Below are 17,537 nucleotides of genomic sequence, written 5' to 3' on the forward strand. Positions count from 1 at the left end.
CCATATACAGCGCTGTCAGTAGTTGATTTTCAACAGTGTAATTTGAGTTTTGATTTACGGGGAGGAGAATAATTAATGATTGACATTCTCGATCGAGTACGCAACAAGGATTTGCGGTCTAGGATCGTTAGTGCCGAGGAAGCTGCTGAGTATATTAAGCCAGGTATGAACGTGGCTACTAGTGGATTTACATCAGCAGGCTATACAAAGGCAGTTACTACAGCTTTAGCTAAGCGCATGGAAAAGGACCCTTTCAAGATTAATTTATGGACTGGTGCTTCAACTGGTTTGGAAGAAGATGGTGTTTTAGCCAAGGTGGATGGCATTGATAAACGTATGCCGTATCAGACTGATAAAGCACTGAGAAATCGTATTAATAGTGGAGATGTAGACTATCTTGATATGCATTTGAGTGAATCTGCTCAATTCGCCCGTTATGGTTATATGGGCGGAGGCATTGATGTGGCAATTGTCGAAGCTTGCGCGATAACTAAAGAGGGAAATCTTATTCCCACGACTTCATTAGGCAATACGGCTTCTTACGTACAACAGGCCGATGTTGTAATAGTTGAGCTTAATGTAACTCAGCCTTTGGAACTTGAAGGAATGCATGATGTGTATGTACCGCTTGACCCACCACATCGTTTACCTATTCCTATTGTAAAATGTGATGATCGTATAGGAACAACATATATACCGTGTAATCCCGCTAAAATAAAATATATAGTTCCTTGTGAAACCAAAGACCATACTCGTCCTTTGGGACAGATAGATGAAAATTCACAAGTAATGTCGCGTCATATTCTTGATTTATTTGATAAGGAAATAAAGGCCGGGCGCATGCCTAAAAATTTATTACCGCTGCAATCAGGCGTTGGTAAAGTAGCTAATGCGGTAATACATGGTTTTGTGAAATCCAATTTGGAAAATTTATCTGTTTATACTGAAGTGGTTCAAGATGGAATGTTTGACCTGATTGATGCCGGAAAACTGCTCATTGCCTCTGGTACTGCATTAGCACCATCACCAGAAGGTTTGGACCGTTTTTATAAAAATATCAAGGAATATAGAAAACATATTATATTCCGTCCTGAAGAAATATCCAATAGTCCTGAAGTTGCTCGTCGCCTTGGCGTTATTGCAATGAATACAGCTATTGAATGTGATATTTACGGTAATGTAAATTCAACTCATATCATGGGCTCAAAAATGATGAATGGGATCGGCGGTTCAGGCGATTTTGCCCGTAATGCTTATCTGACTATTTTCTGTACTGGTTCTACTGCTAAAGATGGTAAGATATCGTCAATAGTTCCATTCTGTTCACATGTGGATCATACTGAACATGATGTTGATATAATAGTGACTGAACAAGGTTTAGCTGACTTACGCGGTCTTTCACCACGCAAACGGGCCAGAGAAATTATTGAAAAATGTGCGCATCCTGATTTCAAACCAATGCTGCTTGATTATTTTGAAAGAGCTGATGCGTCTACTAAGCATGCCCAAACGCCTCATTTGCTGAATGAAGCTTTGTCATGGCACCAAAAATTTCTTGAAACAGGATCAATGAAATAACAGTCTTTAGATAAATATATAAAAACTGATGATTTTAGTTTATAAATCGGATAACAGAAAAGTTTTTATAAATATATATCCGAATAAATAAAAATCCAGGAGGAAAAATAACTATGAGTACTGAAAAAGAAAAGATTCAAGCTGAATTAGACGCCTATAATGCCAGCGTAGAAAAAGCAACTGCAAAATTTCCGGAACGCGCGCATTTACCTGAACAACGCCTTTACACACCACTTGATATAAAAGATACTGATTACGCTGATGATATCAGCTTTCCTGGTGTATATCCTTATACTCGTGGTGTTCAGCCGACGATGTATCGCGGTCGTTTCTGGACTATGCGTATGTATGCCGGATTTTCTACTGCTGAAGAATCAAATAAACGCTATCGCTATTTGATTGAATCAGGTGCTTCGGGACTTTCATGCGCATTTGATTTACCTACACAGATAGGTTATGATTCCGATGATCCTATTTCTGAAGGTGAAGTAGGTAAAGTCGGTGTTGCTATCGACTCTTTGGCTGATATGGAAGTTTTGTTTGATAAAATTGACCTTGGTAAAGTGTCAACATCAATGACAATTAATGCACCAGCATCAGTACTTTTGGCTATGTACATTGCTGTTGGTGAAAAACAAGGTGTAAGTCCTGATCAACTCAAAGGTACAATCCAAAATGATATATTAAAAGAATATTCGGCCCGTGGAACATATATTTTCCCACCACGTCCTTCCATGCGTCTTATTACTAATATTTTTGAATATTGCTCGAAAAATGTACCGAAATGGAATACAATTTCTATTTCCGGTTACCATATTCGTGAAGCAGGTTCAACAGCATCCCAGGAAATTGCTTTTACTATCAGCGATGGCATAGCTTATGTTGAAGCTGCCATAAAAGCAGGTCTTGATGTTGACGCTTTTGCCGGTCGTTTGTCCTTCTTCTGGAATGCCCATAATAATCTTCTTGAAGAAGTTGCTAAATTCCGTGCTTCGCGCCGCATTTGGGCAAAAGTCATGAAAGAACGTTTCCATGCAAAAAAAGAAAAATCAATGAAATTGCGTTTCCATACACAGACAGCAGGATCCATGCTCACTGCACAACAGCCAAACAATAACATTGTCCGTGTTGCTTTGCAGACAGCTGCTGCCGTGATGGGTGGTACACAATCATTGCATACCAATTCCCGTGATGAAGCATTGGCACTGCCAACGGAAGAATCAGTTATGGTTGCTCTTCGTACGCAGCAGATTGTTGCATATGAAAGTGGTTTAGCTGATGTTATTGATCCGTTAGCTGGTTCATATTATGTTGAAGCAATGACTAATAAAATTGAAGCAGAAGCGTGGGATTACATCAAGAAAATTGATGAAATCGGCGGTGCTGTTTCGGCTATCGAACAAGGTTATATTCAAAAAGAAATCCAGGACAGCGCTTACAAATGGCAGATGGATGTTGAATCTGGTGCCAAAACTATCGTCGGAGTCAATAAATTCCAGGTTGAAGAAAAACCTGTTGAAGGTCTCTTAAGAGTAGATGCTTCTGTAGGTGAAAAGCAAAAAGGCAAATTGGCTGCAATGAAAGCAAAACGTGATAATGATGCTGTTAAAAAGGCACTTGCTGATTTGGAAGCTGCTTGTGACGATACGAATGAAAATCTTATGCCTCATATTCTCAATGCAGTTCGAGTTTACGCTACTTTAGGTGAAATCTGCGGCGTAATGCGTAAAGTATTCGGTGAATACGAAGCACATACAAACTTATAATATAGAGATTGTCGGAGGGAATAATGATGGAAAAACATATAAGAGTATTAGTTGCAAAACCTGGACTTGACGGACATGATCGTGGTGCAAAAGTAGTAGCACGGGCGCTGCGTGATGCCGGTTTTGAAGTTATTTATACAGGACTTCGCCAGACACCTGAACAAATTGCTGAAGCTGCTCTGCAGGAAGACGTCGATGTTGTTGCTATGAGTATTTTGTCAGGCGCACATCCGCATCTTTTCCCAAAAGTAGTTGAACTTGTCCGTGCTAACGGCATGAAAGATACACTGATTATCGGCGGTGGTGTAATTCCTGAAGGTGATATACCGGCTTTGAAAAAGGCTGGCATCGCTGAAGTATTTACCCCTGGCACGCCGACCGGAGATATTGTAGAGTTTATTAAAACACACGTGAAAAAATAATAGTGTGCCGTCTTGCCCTCTTGCCCATTAGGAGAGGGCAAGATGTTTATATCAAAGGTGGTGTTAGGTATAGATACGGTAAAGGAACTTTTAACCGGGTCGCGCTTGGCGTTATCTCGGACAATAACGGCGATAGAAAATGAATATGAAGAAGCTTCGGCAATTATGAGAGAGCTTTATCCTCATACAGGACATGCATTTGTTCTTGGTATTACAGGTCCTCCCGGTGCTGGAAAATCGACCTTGACTGACAAGCTTGCCCGTGAATATAGAAAAATGGGGAAAACAGTTGGCATTATTGCGGTTGATCCGACAAGCCCGTTTTCCGGTGGTGCTATATTGGGTGATCGAATCAGAATGAATGGGCTCACTTTGGATAAGGGGGTTTTCATTCGCAGTATGGGAACTCGTGGCAGCCTGGGTGGTTTATCTCATAAAACCGCTGATGCTGTGAAAGCTCTTGATGCTTTTGGTAAAGATATTATTTTTGTGGAAACAGTTGGAGTAGGACAATCAGAAGTCGATATTGTAAAGGCTGCTGATACTACGATGGTAGTACTCATACCAGGCATGGGAGATGATATCCAGGCGATAAAAGCGGGCATACTGGAAATTGGAGATGTATTTGCCATCAATAAGGCTGATCATGAAGGTGCTGATAAGCTGCAGGCTGAACTTAATATGATGCTTGATCTTGATGGCAGCATGCTTGAATGGCGTCCACCAATTCAAAAAGTAATTGCTAATCAAGGTGAAGGCATCAATGAACTGATAGCGTTAATTGATAAGCATTATACACATATAAAAGAAACAGGATTGTTAGTGCGGCGGCGTCATGAAAGAATCAGAACAGAGCTTTTGGAGCTTCTTAAATCATCCATTGGCAGCTATATAACTAAAAATATAGTAGATAGCGGCAGACTGGATAATTACTTAAATGATATCGAATTGCGAAAAAACGATCCGTATACCATCGTTCGTGAATTACTGAACGAGTTGTTAAAAAAATGAGTTAAGTTTACTGGAGGTCATTTTAATGTTTAAAGTTGAATGCGTTGATCATATTGGTATAGCTGTGCCAAACTTAGAAACAGCAAAGAAATTTTATACTGATGTGCTTGGTTTGAAATGCACCGGTGAAGAAGAAGTAGCTGAACAAAAAGTAAAAACTGCATTTATTCCAACAGGAGAAGCTGAAATAGAACTTTTGGAATCTACAGCTCCAGATGGCCCAATTGCTAAGTTTATAGAAAAAAATGGTGGCCGTCAGGGTATTCAGCATATTGCGCTTCGTGTAGATAATATTGAAAAGGCTATTGCCGACCTCAAAGCTAAAGGTGTTCGCATGATTGATGAAAAACCCCGCTATGGTGCAGGTGGTTCATCTATCGCTTTTATTCATCCTAAGGCCAGTGGCGTTTTACTTGAACTTTGTCAGCGCAAAGGTTGATTTTATTATAGCAATACACACTATTTTGTGATTAATATAAGTAAGTGCCTGATAATATGGCATAATTGAGTAATTAAAGGAGGTATAATTTTGGCCACAGTTCAAGAAAGAATCGACCTCATGAATGCTAAAAAAGAACATATCATGCAGGGTGGCGGTCCAAAACGTATTGAAAAGCAGCATGCTAAAGGCAAAATGACAGCCCGCGAACGTATAAATCTTTTGTTCGATGAAGGGACTTTTGTCGAATTGGATCAGTTTGTAAAACATCGCTGCACTAATTTCGGGCAGGAAAAGAAAGATCTGCCGGGTGAAGGTGTTGTTACAGGGTATGGTACTATTGATGGGCGCTTAGTATATGCTTTTGCTGAAGATTTTACCGTTGAAGGTGGATCACTTGGTGAAATGCATGCAAAGAAGATTTGGAAAGTACAAGATCTTGCTATAAAAATGGGTGCACCATTTATTGGTATTAATGACTCGGGTGGTGCACGTATACAAGAAGCCGTGGATGCTTTAAGCGGATATGGTGGAATCTTCCTCAGAAATACAATGGCTTCAGGTGTAATCCCACAGATTTCTGTAATCATGGGACCATGTGCCGGTGGTGCTGTATATTCACCAGCGTTGACTGATTTTGTCTTTATGGTAAAAAAGACCAGTCAAATGTTTATAACCGGTCCTGCCGTAATAAAGTCGGTAACTGCTGAAGAAGTAACTGCTGAACAGCTCGGCGGGGCTATGACTCATAATACCACATCTGGTGTAGCTCATTTTGCTGCTGAAAATGAACAGGACTGTATAAACCAGATTCGTTATCTGCTCAGTTTTCTGCCGAGTAATAATATGGATGATGCTCCGACGGTTGATACGGGAGATGATCCATCCCGCATGGATGAATCTTTAGATACAGTTGTTCCGGATAATCCTAATATGCCATATGATATGAAGGATGTAATCCGCTCATTGGTGGATAATGGTGAATTCTATGAATCACAGGCACATTATGCAAAAAATATTATAACCTGTTTTGCTCATTTTGATGGGCGCAGCGTTGGCATAATAGCCAATCAGCCAAATGTTATGGCAGGATGTCTTGATATTAATGCATCAGATAAATCAGCAAGATTTATTCGTTTTTGTGATGCGTTCAATCTTCCTATTGTAAACTTAGTTGATGTACCGGGCTTTTTACCGGGAACTGACCAAGAATACGGCGGAATCATTCGCCATGGTGCAAAAATGCTTTATGCATACAGCGAAGCCACAGTTCCAAAGGTAACCGTCATTACACGTAAAGCATATGGTGGATCTTACCTCGCCATGTGTTCACGTGACTTAGGTGCAGATCAGGTAATGGCATGGCCAACAGCTGAAATAGCTGTTATGGGACCGGCTGGTGCTGCTAATATCATTTTCCGCAGAGATCCTGACGTCAAGCAGAAAACAGCTGAATATATTGAAGAATTTGCTACACCATATAAGGCAGCTGAACGTGGTTATGTCGATATGGTTATTGAACCATCAGAAACGAGACCGCGCATTATTACTGCGTTAAACATGCTTGCTAGCAAATGTGAAAGCCGTCCGGCTAAAAAACATGGCAATGTACCATTATAATAAAAGGATGTGCGATTGATGGAAAAGAATAGTAAGGTAAGTGAAGAAATCGTTGCGGTAATAACCGCAGCAATTGAAGCAGCTACTGGACAGAAAGTCAGAGCGATAAGTATTAAGCGCAGTGACATCTGGACTATGGCAGGGCGTCGGGCAGCTGTCTGACTGCTTAATATTATAAAAAAGAAATCTACATTTTATGGGGGAATATCTTGTGAAAAAGTTTAATATTACTGTAAATGGCGCTTCTTATGAAGTTGAAGTTGAAGAAGTTAAAAATACAGCAGCATCTGCTCCTAAAGCAGCTGCTGCACCGGCAGCTCCAGCGGCAGCACCTGCTCCTAAAGCAGCAGCTCCGGCTCCGACAGCAGCTCCGGCAGGTGGAACTACAATAGCAGCTCCAATGCCAGGTAAAATCGTTAAAGTTATGGCTTCGGTAGGTCAGACTGTAAAAGCCGGCGATGTTATTCTCATTCTCGAAGCTATGAAAATGCAGAATGAAATAACTGCACCGTCTGCAGGTACAGTGAAAGCTGTAAATGTTGAATCAGGACAAAGTGTAAAAGTTGGCGAACCAATGGTAGTACTTGGCTGATTAGGTTAAATTACCAGATATGATAGGAACTTTTGTACCGGGGAAATTTCCTTGGGTACAGAAGTTCCTATTTTTTATAATTAGAAGTTATGATAAATATATAATACATTTTAAGACAATCAGACGTATCCGTGACGAAATTTTATGTAAAAAAATCAGTAAATGATATATAATAATAAAAGGGAGGATATTATTATGGAAAATACAAATGAACTTGATTTTACCTGTGGTTTATCTGATGATGAACTTACGGTCAGATTTCGGGAAGCAGTACGTATTGGTAATGAAATAAAGAAAATAAAAGGTCAACCCATTGCAAAATATGACCATGAAAAGAATGTACCTTATATCGAGTACCCTGATGGAAGAAAAGAATATGCTTAAAAAACCTGAAATAATAGTAGTGGCAGGGCCTAATGGCAGTGGTAAGAGCACTGTTATACAAATGGTCAATATAATACAGCCTTATATAAATGCTGATGATATAAAAGCGGCTTTGCAGTGTACTGCACTGCAGGCAGCGCAAAAAGCTGAAAAATTGAGGAATACATTAATAAACCGTCAGATGAGTTTCACCTTTGAAACGGTATTATCAACGTCAAGAAATATAGAACTTTTAAAACGGGCAAGAAAAGCAGGATTTTTTATACGCTGCATATATGTGCTTACTATCGACCCCCAAATTAATATCATACGGGTACGTGTGCGTAAGGCAGCCGGTGGACATGATGTTCCGCAGGATAAAATCATCAGCCGTTACAAAAAGGCATTAGCACAAATACCGCAGTTACTAGAGGTATGCGATATTTGTCATATTTATGATAATTCTGATGAAATTCCGTTTCGTATTTTCAAAAAACGAAAAGATGAATATTTTTATTGGGAAGATTCATTTTGGAATAAAAATAAAATAGAAAAATTAATCAATAATAAATCCTGCTGCAACTGATATCAGCCGCAGCAGGATTTTTATTGATAACTTTGCGTATTTTCCCAGCGCCATTGCCAATTTTCATTATAATAATCAGCTAACTTTTTATTGCCGCGAATTATTAAAACGTTTTCGGCATTGTTCTTTTCGGCAGCCTTAGTAAAATTAAACGATCCTGTGATAATCGTACTGTCATCTATTATCATAACTTTGCTATGAGCTATAGCAAAATCGTGATCAATTTTGACAGGGATTTTATTATCAATAAAAAATTTGGCAGCAGAATATTTTTCTGTTTCATTACTTTTATCCAAAATTATTTTTACAATGACACCACGCTTTTGAGCATTCAACAGAGCTTTTGCGATAGGTGTGGAAGTAAAAAGATAAGCCTGTACCTTAATAGTGCTATGGGCTTCATTTATTGCTTTTATTACGGTATCTGTCGCACCGCCATTGGGACTAAAGGCAAATTCGATTGTTCCGGCAGCATTTACGATATTGGGATGGTCTATTTCACCCGGCAGGACTGCTTGTGCAGAGGCTGTTTTGTTTACAAGGGCATTTTCATGCGAAATTGTCTTATTACTGCAGCCAAGTAAAAATCCGGCGAAAAATATTGAGAGAACAACAATAGCAGATACTAATTTTTTCAAATATTACATCTCCTTAAAAATTTGTAATAAAATAACCGGCGAAAAAACTCTGCCGGTTTACATCAAATTCCTAATTTCGTGTTTCGATTATGCTGATACCTTTATAAATAGTGATTTTACTGGTAGGGCATGGTGGTTTCGAACCACCGGCCTCTTGAATGTGAATCTCATGTATTTAAGTACCTTGCGCCCTTTATTTATATAGGTTATAGCCTTGAATTATCTGATTTAAACCGATTTTCATGTTGTTGATATTAAAGGATTTTTAGTGTTTATATAACACTAATTGTTGCCAGTTTGTTGCCGCTTTATAAGTTATAAATCTTACTAATTTTATCACTGATTTTTTCATCATAGCCTTTTATGGACTGCCCATACAAATCCAATGTATGAGCTATTTTGCTATGCCCTAACCTTCTGGACACTTCAACTATAGGTATACCTTCGGCTAAAAGCGTTGTAGCGTGCGTATGGCGTAGTGCATGAAATTTTCTATAAGGTACTTTAGCATTATATAAAATACGTTCCCATGAACGTTCAAGAGTGCGCCTATCTATCAGAGTATCATTGCGTGTCTTGAAAATAAAAGTTTCCTGTTTGATATCCATATTTGCTACATTGTTTTTTAATTTTCTTAACACATTCGCCATTTCCAGCGGAATAGATATTTTACGGATAGATGCTTTTGTTTTTGGCGTGGTAAGCTGTTTGCCAAGCATTGATTTAGATAATGTGTGCCGGATAAATATTTCATTTTTTGATAGATCAACATCACACCATCTTAAGCCTAAAATCTCTCCCATTCTCATACCTGTTGTTACATCGAGCAGAACAATAGGATACCTGTTAGGAAATTTAGCTTTTGCAGTTTCCAGTATAGATTTTATCTCTTCCTTATCAAATATTTCAACCGGTTTTTTCTCAAATTTAGGGGCCGGTATCAATTCCATAATGTCTTTTTGAACCATATCCATGCTGTAAGCTGTCTTATATGTTGAACGTAAAAATGCATGGACTTTATGAACAGTCGTTTTTGATAAGCCTCTTTTTAAAAGGCCATTATATAATTTTTGTATTTTGTAAGGCTGCAAGTCCTGAAGCTTTATGTCACCAATAGGCGCTATATATTTGCTGATATAAACATAATACTCATAAGTAGTTCGTTTAACTGAATTTTTCTTATAAGTTTCTATCCATTCTATAACCCATTGCCCAACAGTTAATTCAGATGGAGCAACAAAGCAGCCATGGTTGATATTGTTGAGCTGTTCTATTAGGTATGCGTTGGCAACACCTTCATCATCAAAACGTTTGTAATGTCTTTTGCCATCACTGCCGTAAAAAGCCACCTGCCATTTTTGGCGAGTGTTATCGTACGATACAGAGCCTTCGCCATGTTTACGATTCTTAGGCATATTGATCACTTCTTTATGTTGTAACTTAAAGAGACCTTGCATCTATAAAAGATACAAGGCCTCAATTGTAATGTGGGTTAACCACTGAGTCTTAATTGTAGTGCGGGTAAACCGCTTTGTTTTCTTGTATCATTATTGTATCACACTATGACTAATTGTCAATATAGGCGTCACTTATAAATGTAAAATTCCTTTAGCTTATTATCAATACTAGTCTTTAGGATGTTGTGTTCTCATATGAGTTATATTGCTGTCACCTAAATAAATTGGTGTATTTTCTTGACAATTTAAGGATAAAATATTAATGATTTTTTGTGTTATAACTGCAACTTGTCTTTTACTCATTATTTTTTTCCTTACTGCTAATCTATTCTATCGCTTTTTGCATGACCATGATTTATATCATTAGCATTATCATATTTATTGCATTGTTAAAGGCTTGAATTGTAGATGCTTAATTATTTCCATATTCTTTTTGTTTTTCGCATGTATTCATTTACTTTTGCTTTGTAATGATACCGAAATAATAAAGCAGCCAGAAAAATGGCTGCAAGTTATTGAAGCTACATATAATCATTATTCGGAAGGAATTGTGATAGATTTGTTGAAACATAGATATAGTAATGAACCATACCAGCAAACCTGCATGGATTTGCATATAAGCAGCAGTACATACTATCAAATGATTACAGAGGTGCAACAGTACGCTTTGGCTTGCGCTTGCCAGGTGGGATTGGTGAAAGTATTTTAGGGAGGATTGAGAGACATGAATGGAAATGATAATAATGAGCTTAGTACAGTTGAAAAGATACTTGGAGATATATCAGAAAGTAAGATAGGCAAAGTTTTTAAATTGTTTTTAGAAGGTACGCCATATGTAAATACTGTATGTAATGGAATTATTGGAAACATAGAAAAGAAAAAACTAATAGTATATTTTCAAGAATGGACCAATAAAAAACTTGATGATAAATTACAGGAAAGTAATGAAAGACAGATAGAAGTAGTTACACATTCAATTTTAAAATCAATTCGCTGTAGTAGAGACGGTCAGGTCAGGCAAATTATTGCTATTTTAAAGGGAACATTTGATGGTAATATAAATTCATTTGATGAAGCTGAAGATTTGATAAATATAGTTAGCGAACTCAGCCAAAATGAAGCAATAGTATTAAAAAAAATTTATGAATTAGTCCCTAAGGGAAAATTAGTTGATTATATGGAACCAGCAGAAAATAGCATAAATACATCACAGATGGATAAAAATGGTCAAATTAATTGTGACATGCCATGTTTTGTAACTTTGCAACCTCAAACAATTAGTATAAAACAAATTTTAAAGGTTCTTTCAGAATTTAGCAGTTCTCTTGCTTTTTATTTAGGACGATTAGTTGGTAAAGGACTTTTAAGGGAAGCATCTATAGAAACATTTGATGATATAGGAGATAAAAAATATCAGTATACATATATGGGGAAAAAGCTTTTTGAATCGATATATTAAAAATAATTTTTATTCCAGGAATAACTACCCTATCATATATGCTATACTATAGAAAAGTGAAGAGTAACACAAAGCCGCTGCCGAAAGGTGAGCGGCTTTTACTCGATTATGTATATATCGTTTGGCTTAATTAATAATTATTTTCTAAAAATAAATATTTTATATACTTTTTATTCAGTTCATGGTATGCTAAGGAAGTAGTACAGAAAGGAATAATATCACATGAATGAAAAATATAATAAAGATACTAGTGAAATTTTAGAAGAATTATATAAAAAGGGATTTAAGGGAAATCTTTGCTCTGCTTGCAATGATAATTATATATTAGCAACTAAAGTTAATAAAAATCTTAAGCTTACATGCAGAAAATGTGGAAATACTAAGCTATTGAATATTAAAAAGATATTCAGCACTAAAGCTTAATTAAACAACACAAGAAATTATTTTATATAATGGAACCGCTACCGAAAGGTGAGCGGTTTTTTAATGCCTTTATTTCGATGTTTTTTTATAAATTCTCTTTACTAATACGTAAAATGCGTATATAATAAAATTAATGAGAGAGGATGAGTACTAAATGACGGGGAAAGATATGCTGAAATTACTGAAACAGAATGGCTGGGAACTTGATAGAATAGCTGGGAGCCATCATGTTATGATAAAAAGCAGCCAGACAATAGTTGTCCCAGTACATGCTAACAGGGATTTGAGCAAAGGTACTCAGGAAAAGATATTGAAAGATGCAGGACTGAAATAGGTCATGCGAGGAGGCAAAAGATTATGAAAAATATTTTTCCAGCAATTTTCAGAGTTGATGAAGATAATATTTATACTGTAGAATTTCCAGACTTAAAAGGTTGTGTTTCTGATGGTGAAAATTTACAGGATGCGATGGATATGGCAGCAGAAGCATTAAGTGGATATTTAGCAAGCTTACTTGACCGTGGTATTGATATTCCTGAACCGTCAGATATTAAAGCAGTTAAAGCCACAAATGGTTTTTGCAGTTATATCAAAGGGAATCCAGAGCAATACCAAAGAAGGAATAGAGCAGTAAAAAAGACTCTTTCAATTCCTGAATGGTTGAATGACGCAGCAGAAAAAAAACATGTCAACTTTTCGTCAGTGCTTAAAGAAGCGTTGATTGAAAAAATCTAAATTTATCAAAGCATCCTTCGGGGTGCTTTTTTAATACCCAAATTTAAAAACAAAGGTTGGTGGTGATTATGTGAAACATGAAGATGCATATCAAGATTATTGTGCAGGTATGAAATATAAAGAGATTGCCGAGAAATATAATATAAAATCTGTGTCCACTGTTAAGAGTTGGGCAACCAGATATTGGAAAGTTGCAACCACCAATAAAGAAGTTGCAACCGAGCGTAAGAGTTGCAACCATAAAAAAGTGATCAAAAAGAAGCTGTTGGATTCGGTAAATAATAACAATGATCTTACCGAAAAGCAACGGCTTTTTTGCGTATTCTATGCTACTTCCAATAATGCGACTCAATCATATTTAAAAGCATATCAGTGTAATAAGACAACTGCAATGGTAGAAGGTTGCAACCACCTAAAAAATATTAAGATTAAAGCAGAGATACAGCGGCTTAAAGAGATACTGCGGGCTACTCTTAATATTGATGTGTCAGATATGATTCAGTATTGTCTGAAAGTCGTTGGAGCTGATATTGGTGAGTATGTAACTTTTGGTCGCAGAAAAGTACCTGTAATGGGCGCATTTGGCCCAATCATTGATAAGAAAACAAAGAAACCTATTATGCATGAGATCAACTATATTGATGCCAATGAAAGTTGCAAACTGGATACGTCATTACTGCAAGAGATTAAGCAGGGGCGTGACGGTATTTCCATTAAGATGGCTGATATTTATAATGCGGCCCTTTCAAATGACTCTCAAAAAGCTATTAACTTAAGTATGCTCGAAGATGCTGACGATATTACCAAAGGTCGTGCATTTATACGAGTCAATGGCGACATAGACAAAGCAATCAAAGCATTTCCAGTATCACCAATCCAAAGCTGGACTTTTAACCTGATAACCTATCTTGACAGTGAAAAAGAAAATCGTACAGGAATTACAAAATATAACCAAGGCTTAGATTCTAACACGTTAAACAAGACAGCCACAGGCATAAATATAATCACTCAGCAGGCTAATCAGCGTTTAGAACTAATAGCTCGTATATTTGCCGAAACAGGATTATATGATATGTTTCGCTATCTTATCAAGATGAATCAGTTATTCATTAATGAACCGACAGTAATAAGGCTTACAAGCGGTCCCATAACAATAGATCCAACTGACTTAGACGGTGAGTTTGACCTTGTTGTCAACGCCGGTATGGGTGCAGGTGCAAAACAAACTAATCTACAAAATTTACAAATGCTGCAACGCTCCAGACTTTAACAGCTACTAATCAGGCAGTAACTTATACTGTATCTGAAAAAGTCAGTAAGAGCGGGCATTATATAGGCGTGACTACTGGTTATAATTATAAGGATCATGATTGCGTGGCAGGGATTTCCTATACCTGGTAAAAATAAATATAGTTATAAATCAAGCCCCGGTATTGGTATAAAACTACCGGGGCTTTTTGTTATGTCCTATGTTGTTGGCATATTTTTGTTATTTTTGAATTTCCAACATTAATTTATGAAGTTTACACAGAATGGGTTACACTCTCAGCATAATATTTGTTGCTGTCTTCAAAAGCATTCATTAAAAAAATAATATTTGTAATTGTTGACTGTAATGCAAAAGCAGCAAAATATTCAGGAATATCACTTGAAGGTTTCAATTCTCCATTTTTTCTTAATGAAGTAAGATCTATTTTCAATATATTAGATAAAGATGTGTATTGAGTTTGTAGGTACCCTGGAATTAATTTACTGTTACAAATTATATTAATAAGTCTCGTTGATGAATTTAAGCTAACAATCCATTTTTTACTTACACAAATATACCTCATTGTATCATTAATAGCCAATAATGAATTGCTAATAGTTTTCTGATAATTTTTGCCATAATAATCTTCTTGTGCTTTGAGAAGACTGGTTATTACATCATTAAATTTATGTTTTGTTAAAATTTTAATGGCTGTAGCCATAAAAGTGTATTGTAAGTCATTTGTCATTATGTTCACCTGTAATTTTTAATAATGTTATAATCACTTATCCATTAAATAATTATTTAAGTGGTTTATAGCATAAAAAAAAGACCCCTTAACAAAAAAGGGCTCTCACGCATTTTTCTATATAATAAGATTACTTTTAATGTAAATTAAGCATAACATCACATCTCAATAATGTCAAACGTTTTATTAAATTAAATATTACAAGGTTTAAACAATTTTATTTTTTTCATTTTTGACGATAAAGCTACAATGGTAAAATTAGAATTATATATAGTAAGGAAAAATCCTCAACATTAGCATAAAACCAGTGTCAAGCTTTTTTATTATGAAGCTTTAGTCTGTTGAGTACGTTTTATGTACGGAATGAAAAACCACCTGCTATGCGTCTGGGCAGTAAAAAGTTATACCCAAAATCACCTTTCGTAAGATAATAATAGTGTTCAGGTCGCCGTTAAAGAAAGGAAAGATAATCATATGATAAATCAAACGTACAACGTAATTATAAAAAAAGCTAACATTCAATTAATTTGACAATGAGATTATTCTTTATTATAATAGAAAATATTAATAAGATTTGTTTGAGTTAATATATAATTTAAACTTATTATAATTTGCCGAGTAGCTAAGTGCGTAAATCCAGGTAATGGATTTACGCATTTTTTTGTATAAAAAAACCACGAAGGATAGCGTGGTTTAAAAAAGCGTAAGCAATTAGTCTTGTCGAAACAATAAAATAATAACATATATATTCTAGCATACAAAAAAATGAAATCATATCTATAATATATTATATCAAATACAATTCATATTATTAATTATCTACGTAGGAGAAATTCAATTATGCCAAAAACTATGTCACAAAAAATTATTTTCAGTATATTAATGGCTATTTTCATGGTATATGGTATGGAAACTTATAATAAGTTTATTTCTGATCAAATAGTATCATATACACTTTTTATAATTCCATGGCGAGAATTGTTCGGTTTATCACTATGTGTAATGGTATTGCAGACTTTTATCGGCGAGCCGCTTGCTACTCGTTTGGTTTTTTATATTGTTAATCATAAAAAAAATGTTCCTGGTTTGATGATAAATTTATTTCCATTTGCTATGGTAGCTTGCATGTGCCCAATGATGAGTCTTGTTGCTACATTACTGTTCAAATCTTACAGTAATAACAGTATACAATTTTTAACAATATGGTTTGAAACAATTATAATAAATCTACCTATGGCTTTAATATGGCAAATTTTTGTCGCTGGGCCTGGAGTTCGTTTCATATTTAAAAAAATTTTTGTAAATATTTCTGTCCAACATAAAATATAATAGTTGCTATATTCAGTCAGATATATTATAACGTATTCAATAAAAAACCAGAATTAATTGCTTAGTTTGCAGGGTACCATTAATAATTAATTTATGAAAGGATTTTTTATGAGAAAATTAGTTTTATGTATTTTATTTGGTTCATTTGTAATTGTTTCAGTGACTGGAGTTTTTCTTTCACTAAGGTTTCCACGATTTTTTAATTATAAAGCGATTCATGAGATGTTTAGTTATATTTTTCTTATTAGTAGTTTTATGCATATCTATTTTAATAGAAAAGCTATAACACATTATTTAATGCGCAGACGTTAATAAATGTATTGAATATTTTCCATCAAAAAGTGGAATATTTCTTAAGTAAAAATCAAAACGTAAATATTTACTTACAATAAAAAACCGGCAGAAAATTCTACCGGTTATCATTTAATTTCTAAATTTGTTGCCAATTTGTTGCCAAAGACCACTTGACAAATTATTATAAAACCTCAAACGTGCTGATTTTATTGGTAGGGCATGGTGGTTTCGAACCACCGACCTCTTGAATGTGAATCAAGCGCTCTCCCCCTGAGCTAATACCCCGAATACCCTATAAATATCACAACGTGTATTATTATAGCATAAATTGTTATTTAATTCTATATATGGAAAAATAAAATATTTGGTCAGATATATTTCTTTTCCTAAAATCTAAAAATCAAGGAAGAATAATGATACTAAAACCAGCTATGAAGTCAATAATCAGGTAAAACAGGGTCGCTTATTAATTAACTTTTCTACAATGACCATGTCCAAGTCTAAGAAATTCAATATATTCGACTATTGATCGATATTTTTAAAGGTAAAACATTGCAGCATATCCATTCTACATGGCATGTTGATTGAGAAAAAGGTTTTTGTTTTGATAGTATCAGGAGTGAAAAATATTCGAGTGAGACATAACAAAAAGCCCTCTGAGAAATCAGAAGGCTTATTTAGCTGGTGCGATTGGCCAGAGTCGAACTGGCTACCTGCCGCTTAGGAGGCGGCCGCTCTATCCATGTGAGCTACAACCGCAATTAACATGCCTATCTATTATAACAACTCTCTTTTATATCTGCAAGCACAAAACCAACTTTTTCTACT

20 protein-coding genes and 2 tRNA genes are annotated in these 17,537 nt (G+C 35.7%); 17 read left to right on the forward strand and 5 right to left on the reverse strand.

Annotated features, from left to right (window positions below; all coding sequences use genetic code 11):
- Positions 1-75 precede the first annotated feature (75 nt).
- The 10 genes from F8M42_RS04490 (at position 76) to F8M42_RS04535 (ending at position 8,377) form a co-directional block, all read left to right on the forward strand.
- Positions 76-1,578 (forward strand): acetyl-CoA hydrolase/transferase family protein, encoded by a 1,503-nt coding sequence (locus F8M42_RS04490; protein WP_182188157.1) that lies wholly within the window; start codon positions 76-78, stop codon positions 1,576-1,578.
- A 113-nt stretch (positions 1,579-1,691) separates the two neighbouring features.
- Positions 1,692-3,344, forward strand: a complete 1,653-nt coding sequence (locus F8M42_RS04495; protein ID WP_182188158.1) for an acyl-CoA mutase large subunit family protein — start codon at positions 1,692-1,694, stop codon at positions 3,342-3,344.
- Positions 3,345-3,370: 26 nt separating this feature from the next.
- Positions 3,371-3,766, forward strand: coding sequence for a cobalamin B12-binding domain-containing protein (locus F8M42_RS04500; protein WP_182188633.1), 396 nt, complete (start codon positions 3,371-3,373; stop codon positions 3,764-3,766).
- Between the two features lie 69 nt (positions 3,767-3,835).
- Entirely contained in the window at positions 3,836-4,777 is a 942-nt protein-coding gene (meaB, locus tag F8M42_RS04505) for a methylmalonyl Co-A mutase-associated GTPase MeaB (RefSeq protein WP_182188634.1), read from the forward strand.
- 25 nt (positions 4,778-4,802) lie between these two features.
- Entirely contained in the window at positions 4,803-5,216 is a 414-nt protein-coding gene (gene mce / locus F8M42_RS04510; RefSeq protein WP_182188159.1) for a methylmalonyl-CoA epimerase, read from the forward strand.
- Positions 5,217-5,306: 90 nt separating this feature from the next.
- A complete protein-coding gene (mmdA, locus tag F8M42_RS04515; protein ID WP_182188160.1) occupies positions 5,307-6,836 on the forward strand; it encodes a methylmalonyl-CoA decarboxylase subunit alpha in 1,530 nt (509 codons plus the stop codon).
- Between the two features lie 18 nt (positions 6,837-6,854).
- Positions 6,855-6,998, forward strand: a complete 144-nt coding sequence (locus F8M42_RS04520) for a hypothetical protein (protein ID WP_182188161.1) — start codon at positions 6,855-6,857, stop codon at positions 6,996-6,998.
- Between the two features lie 49 nt (positions 6,999-7,047).
- Positions 7,048-7,428, forward strand: coding sequence for a biotin/lipoyl-containing protein (locus tag F8M42_RS04525; protein ID WP_182188162.1), 381 nt, complete (start codon positions 7,048-7,050; stop codon positions 7,426-7,428).
- 195 nt (positions 7,429-7,623) lie between these two features.
- Positions 7,624-7,812 carry a hypothetical protein gene (locus F8M42_RS04530; protein ID WP_182188163.1) on the forward strand — a complete coding sequence of 63 codons (189 nt, stop codon included), beginning with the start codon at positions 7,624-7,626 and terminating at the stop codon, positions 7,810-7,812.
- On the forward strand, positions 7,805-8,377 hold the full coding sequence (locus tag F8M42_RS04535; RefSeq protein WP_196591180.1) for a zeta toxin family protein: 573 nt from the start codon (positions 7,805-7,807) through the stop codon (positions 8,375-8,377). The genes F8M42_RS04530 and F8M42_RS04535 overlap by 8 nt, the downstream gene beginning before the upstream one ends.
- 20 nt (positions 8,378-8,397) lie before the next feature.
- On the opposite strand, the gene F8M42_RS04540 is transcribed toward F8M42_RS04535, so the two are convergent.
- Positions 8,398-9,015: a phospholipase D family nuclease gene (locus F8M42_RS04540; protein WP_182188165.1), complete on the reverse strand. Its 618-nt coding sequence runs from the start codon at positions 9,013-9,015 to the stop codon at positions 8,398-8,400.
- A gap of 308 nt (positions 9,016-9,323) precedes the next feature.
- Complete coding sequence (locus tag F8M42_RS04545) at positions 9,324-10,430, reverse strand: tyrosine-type recombinase/integrase (protein ID WP_182188166.1); 1,107 nt, start codon at positions 10,428-10,430, stop codon at positions 9,324-9,326.
- A 766-nt stretch (positions 10,431-11,196) separates the two neighbouring features.
- Between F8M42_RS04545 and F8M42_RS04550 the strand changes: the two genes are divergently transcribed.
- The 5 genes from F8M42_RS04550 to F8M42_RS04570 all read left to right on the forward strand — a co-directional run bounded on the left by F8M42_RS04550 (position 11,197) and on the right by F8M42_RS04570 (position 14,359).
- Positions 11,197-11,931 carry a hypothetical protein gene (locus F8M42_RS04550; protein WP_182188167.1) on the forward strand — a complete coding sequence of 245 codons (735 nt, stop codon included), beginning with the start codon at positions 11,197-11,199 and terminating at the stop codon, positions 11,929-11,931.
- Between the two features lie 222 nt (positions 11,932-12,153).
- Positions 12,154-12,354 carry a hypothetical protein gene (locus F8M42_RS04555; protein WP_182188168.1) on the forward strand — a complete coding sequence of 67 codons (201 nt, stop codon included), beginning with the start codon at positions 12,154-12,156 and terminating at the stop codon, positions 12,352-12,354.
- 154 nt (positions 12,355-12,508) lie between these two features.
- Entirely contained in the window at positions 12,509-12,688 is a 180-nt protein-coding gene (locus tag F8M42_RS04560) for a type II toxin-antitoxin system HicA family toxin (RefSeq protein ID WP_182188169.1), read from the forward strand.
- A 23-nt stretch (positions 12,689-12,711) separates the two neighbouring features.
- Entirely contained in the window at positions 12,712-13,089 is a 378-nt protein-coding gene (locus F8M42_RS04565; protein ID WP_182188170.1) for a type II toxin-antitoxin system HicB family antitoxin, read from the forward strand.
- A 70-nt stretch (positions 13,090-13,159) separates the two neighbouring features.
- Complete coding sequence (locus F8M42_RS04570) at positions 13,160-14,359, forward strand: terminase small subunit (RefSeq protein WP_182188171.1); 1,200 nt, start codon at positions 13,160-13,162, stop codon at positions 14,357-14,359.
- Between the two features lie 253 nt (positions 14,360-14,612).
- On the opposite strand, the gene F8M42_RS04575 is transcribed toward F8M42_RS04570, so the two are convergent.
- Entirely contained in the window at positions 14,613-15,086 is a 474-nt protein-coding gene (locus F8M42_RS04575; RefSeq protein WP_182188172.1) for a DUF7014 domain-containing protein, read from the reverse strand.
- A gap of 840 nt (positions 15,087-15,926) precedes the next feature.
- Here F8M42_RS04575 and F8M42_RS04580 point away from each other — a divergent pair.
- Together F8M42_RS04580 and F8M42_RS13830 are read left to right on the forward strand one after the other, a co-directional pair.
- Positions 15,927-16,415 (forward strand): DUF2798 domain-containing protein, encoded by a 489-nt coding sequence (locus F8M42_RS04580; protein ID WP_182188173.1) that lies wholly within the window; start codon positions 15,927-15,929, stop codon positions 16,413-16,415.
- Between the two features lie 108 nt (positions 16,416-16,523).
- The gene (locus tag F8M42_RS13830; protein ID WP_182188174.1) at positions 16,524-16,727 is read left to right on the forward strand and encodes a DUF4405 domain-containing protein; all 204 of its coding nucleotides are present in this window, start codon (positions 16,524-16,526) and stop codon (positions 16,725-16,727) included.
- Between the two features lie 192 nt (positions 16,728-16,919).
- Here F8M42_RS13830 and F8M42_RS04590 read toward each other — a convergent pair.
- Positions 16,920-16,994: transfer RNA gene (locus F8M42_RS04590), tRNA-Val, on the reverse strand.
- A 397-nt stretch (positions 16,995-17,391) separates the two neighbouring features.
- A tRNA-Arg gene (locus F8M42_RS04595) sits at positions 17,392-17,468 on the reverse strand.
- Positions 17,469-17,537: the final 69 nt, after the last annotated feature.

Origin of the sequence: Pectinatus frisingensis (assembly GCF_014076555.1) — a bacterium.
GTDB lineage: Bacteria > Bacillota > Negativicutes > Selenomonadales > Selenomonadaceae > Pectinatus > Pectinatus frisingensis.

Coding starts and splice junctions, on each gene's coding strand:
- F8M42_RS04580 (WP_182188173.1), top strand. CDS start 15,927: ATGCCAAAAACTATGTCACAAAAAATTATTTTCAGTATATTAATGGCT.
- F8M42_RS04490 (WP_182188157.1), top strand. CDS start 76: ATGATTGACATTCTCGATCGAGTACGCAACAAGGATTTGCGGTCTAGG.
- F8M42_RS04560 (WP_182188169.1), top strand. CDS start 12,509: ATGACGGGGAAAGATATGCTGAAATTACTGAAACAGAATGGCTGGGAA.
- F8M42_RS04575 (WP_182188172.1), bottom strand. CDS start 15,086: ATGACAAATGACTTACAATACACTTTTATGGCTACAGCCATTAAAATT.
- F8M42_RS04535 (WP_196591180.1), top strand. CDS start 7,805: ATGCTTAAAAAACCTGAAATAATAGTAGTGGCAGGGCCTAATGGCAGT.
- F8M42_RS04530 (WP_182188163.1), top strand. CDS start 7,624: ATGGAAAATACAAATGAACTTGATTTTACCTGTGGTTTATCTGATGAT.
- F8M42_RS04520 (WP_182188161.1), top strand. CDS start 6,855: ATGGAAAAGAATAGTAAGGTAAGTGAAGAAATCGTTGCGGTAATAACC.
- F8M42_RS13830 (WP_182188174.1), top strand. CDS start 16,524: ATGAGAAAATTAGTTTTATGTATTTTATTTGGTTCATTTGTAATTGTT.
- F8M42_RS04555 (WP_182188168.1), top strand. CDS start 12,154: ATGAATGAAAAATATAATAAAGATACTAGTGAAATTTTAGAAGAATTA.
- F8M42_RS04495 (WP_182188158.1), top strand. CDS start 1,692: ATGAGTACTGAAAAAGAAAAGATTCAAGCTGAATTAGACGCCTATAAT.
- F8M42_RS04565 (WP_182188170.1), top strand. CDS start 12,712: ATGAAAAATATTTTTCCAGCAATTTTCAGAGTTGATGAAGATAATATT.
- F8M42_RS04545 (WP_182188166.1), bottom strand. CDS start 10,430: ATGCCTAAGAATCGTAAACATGGCGAAGGCTCTGTATCGTACGATAAC.
- F8M42_RS04500 (WP_182188633.1), top strand. CDS start 3,371: ATGGAAAAACATATAAGAGTATTAGTTGCAAAACCTGGACTTGACGGA.
- F8M42_RS04550 (WP_182188167.1), top strand. CDS start 11,197: ATGAATGGAAATGATAATAATGAGCTTAGTACAGTTGAAAAGATACTT.
- mce (WP_182188159.1), top strand. CDS start 4,803: ATGTTTAAAGTTGAATGCGTTGATCATATTGGTATAGCTGTGCCAAAC.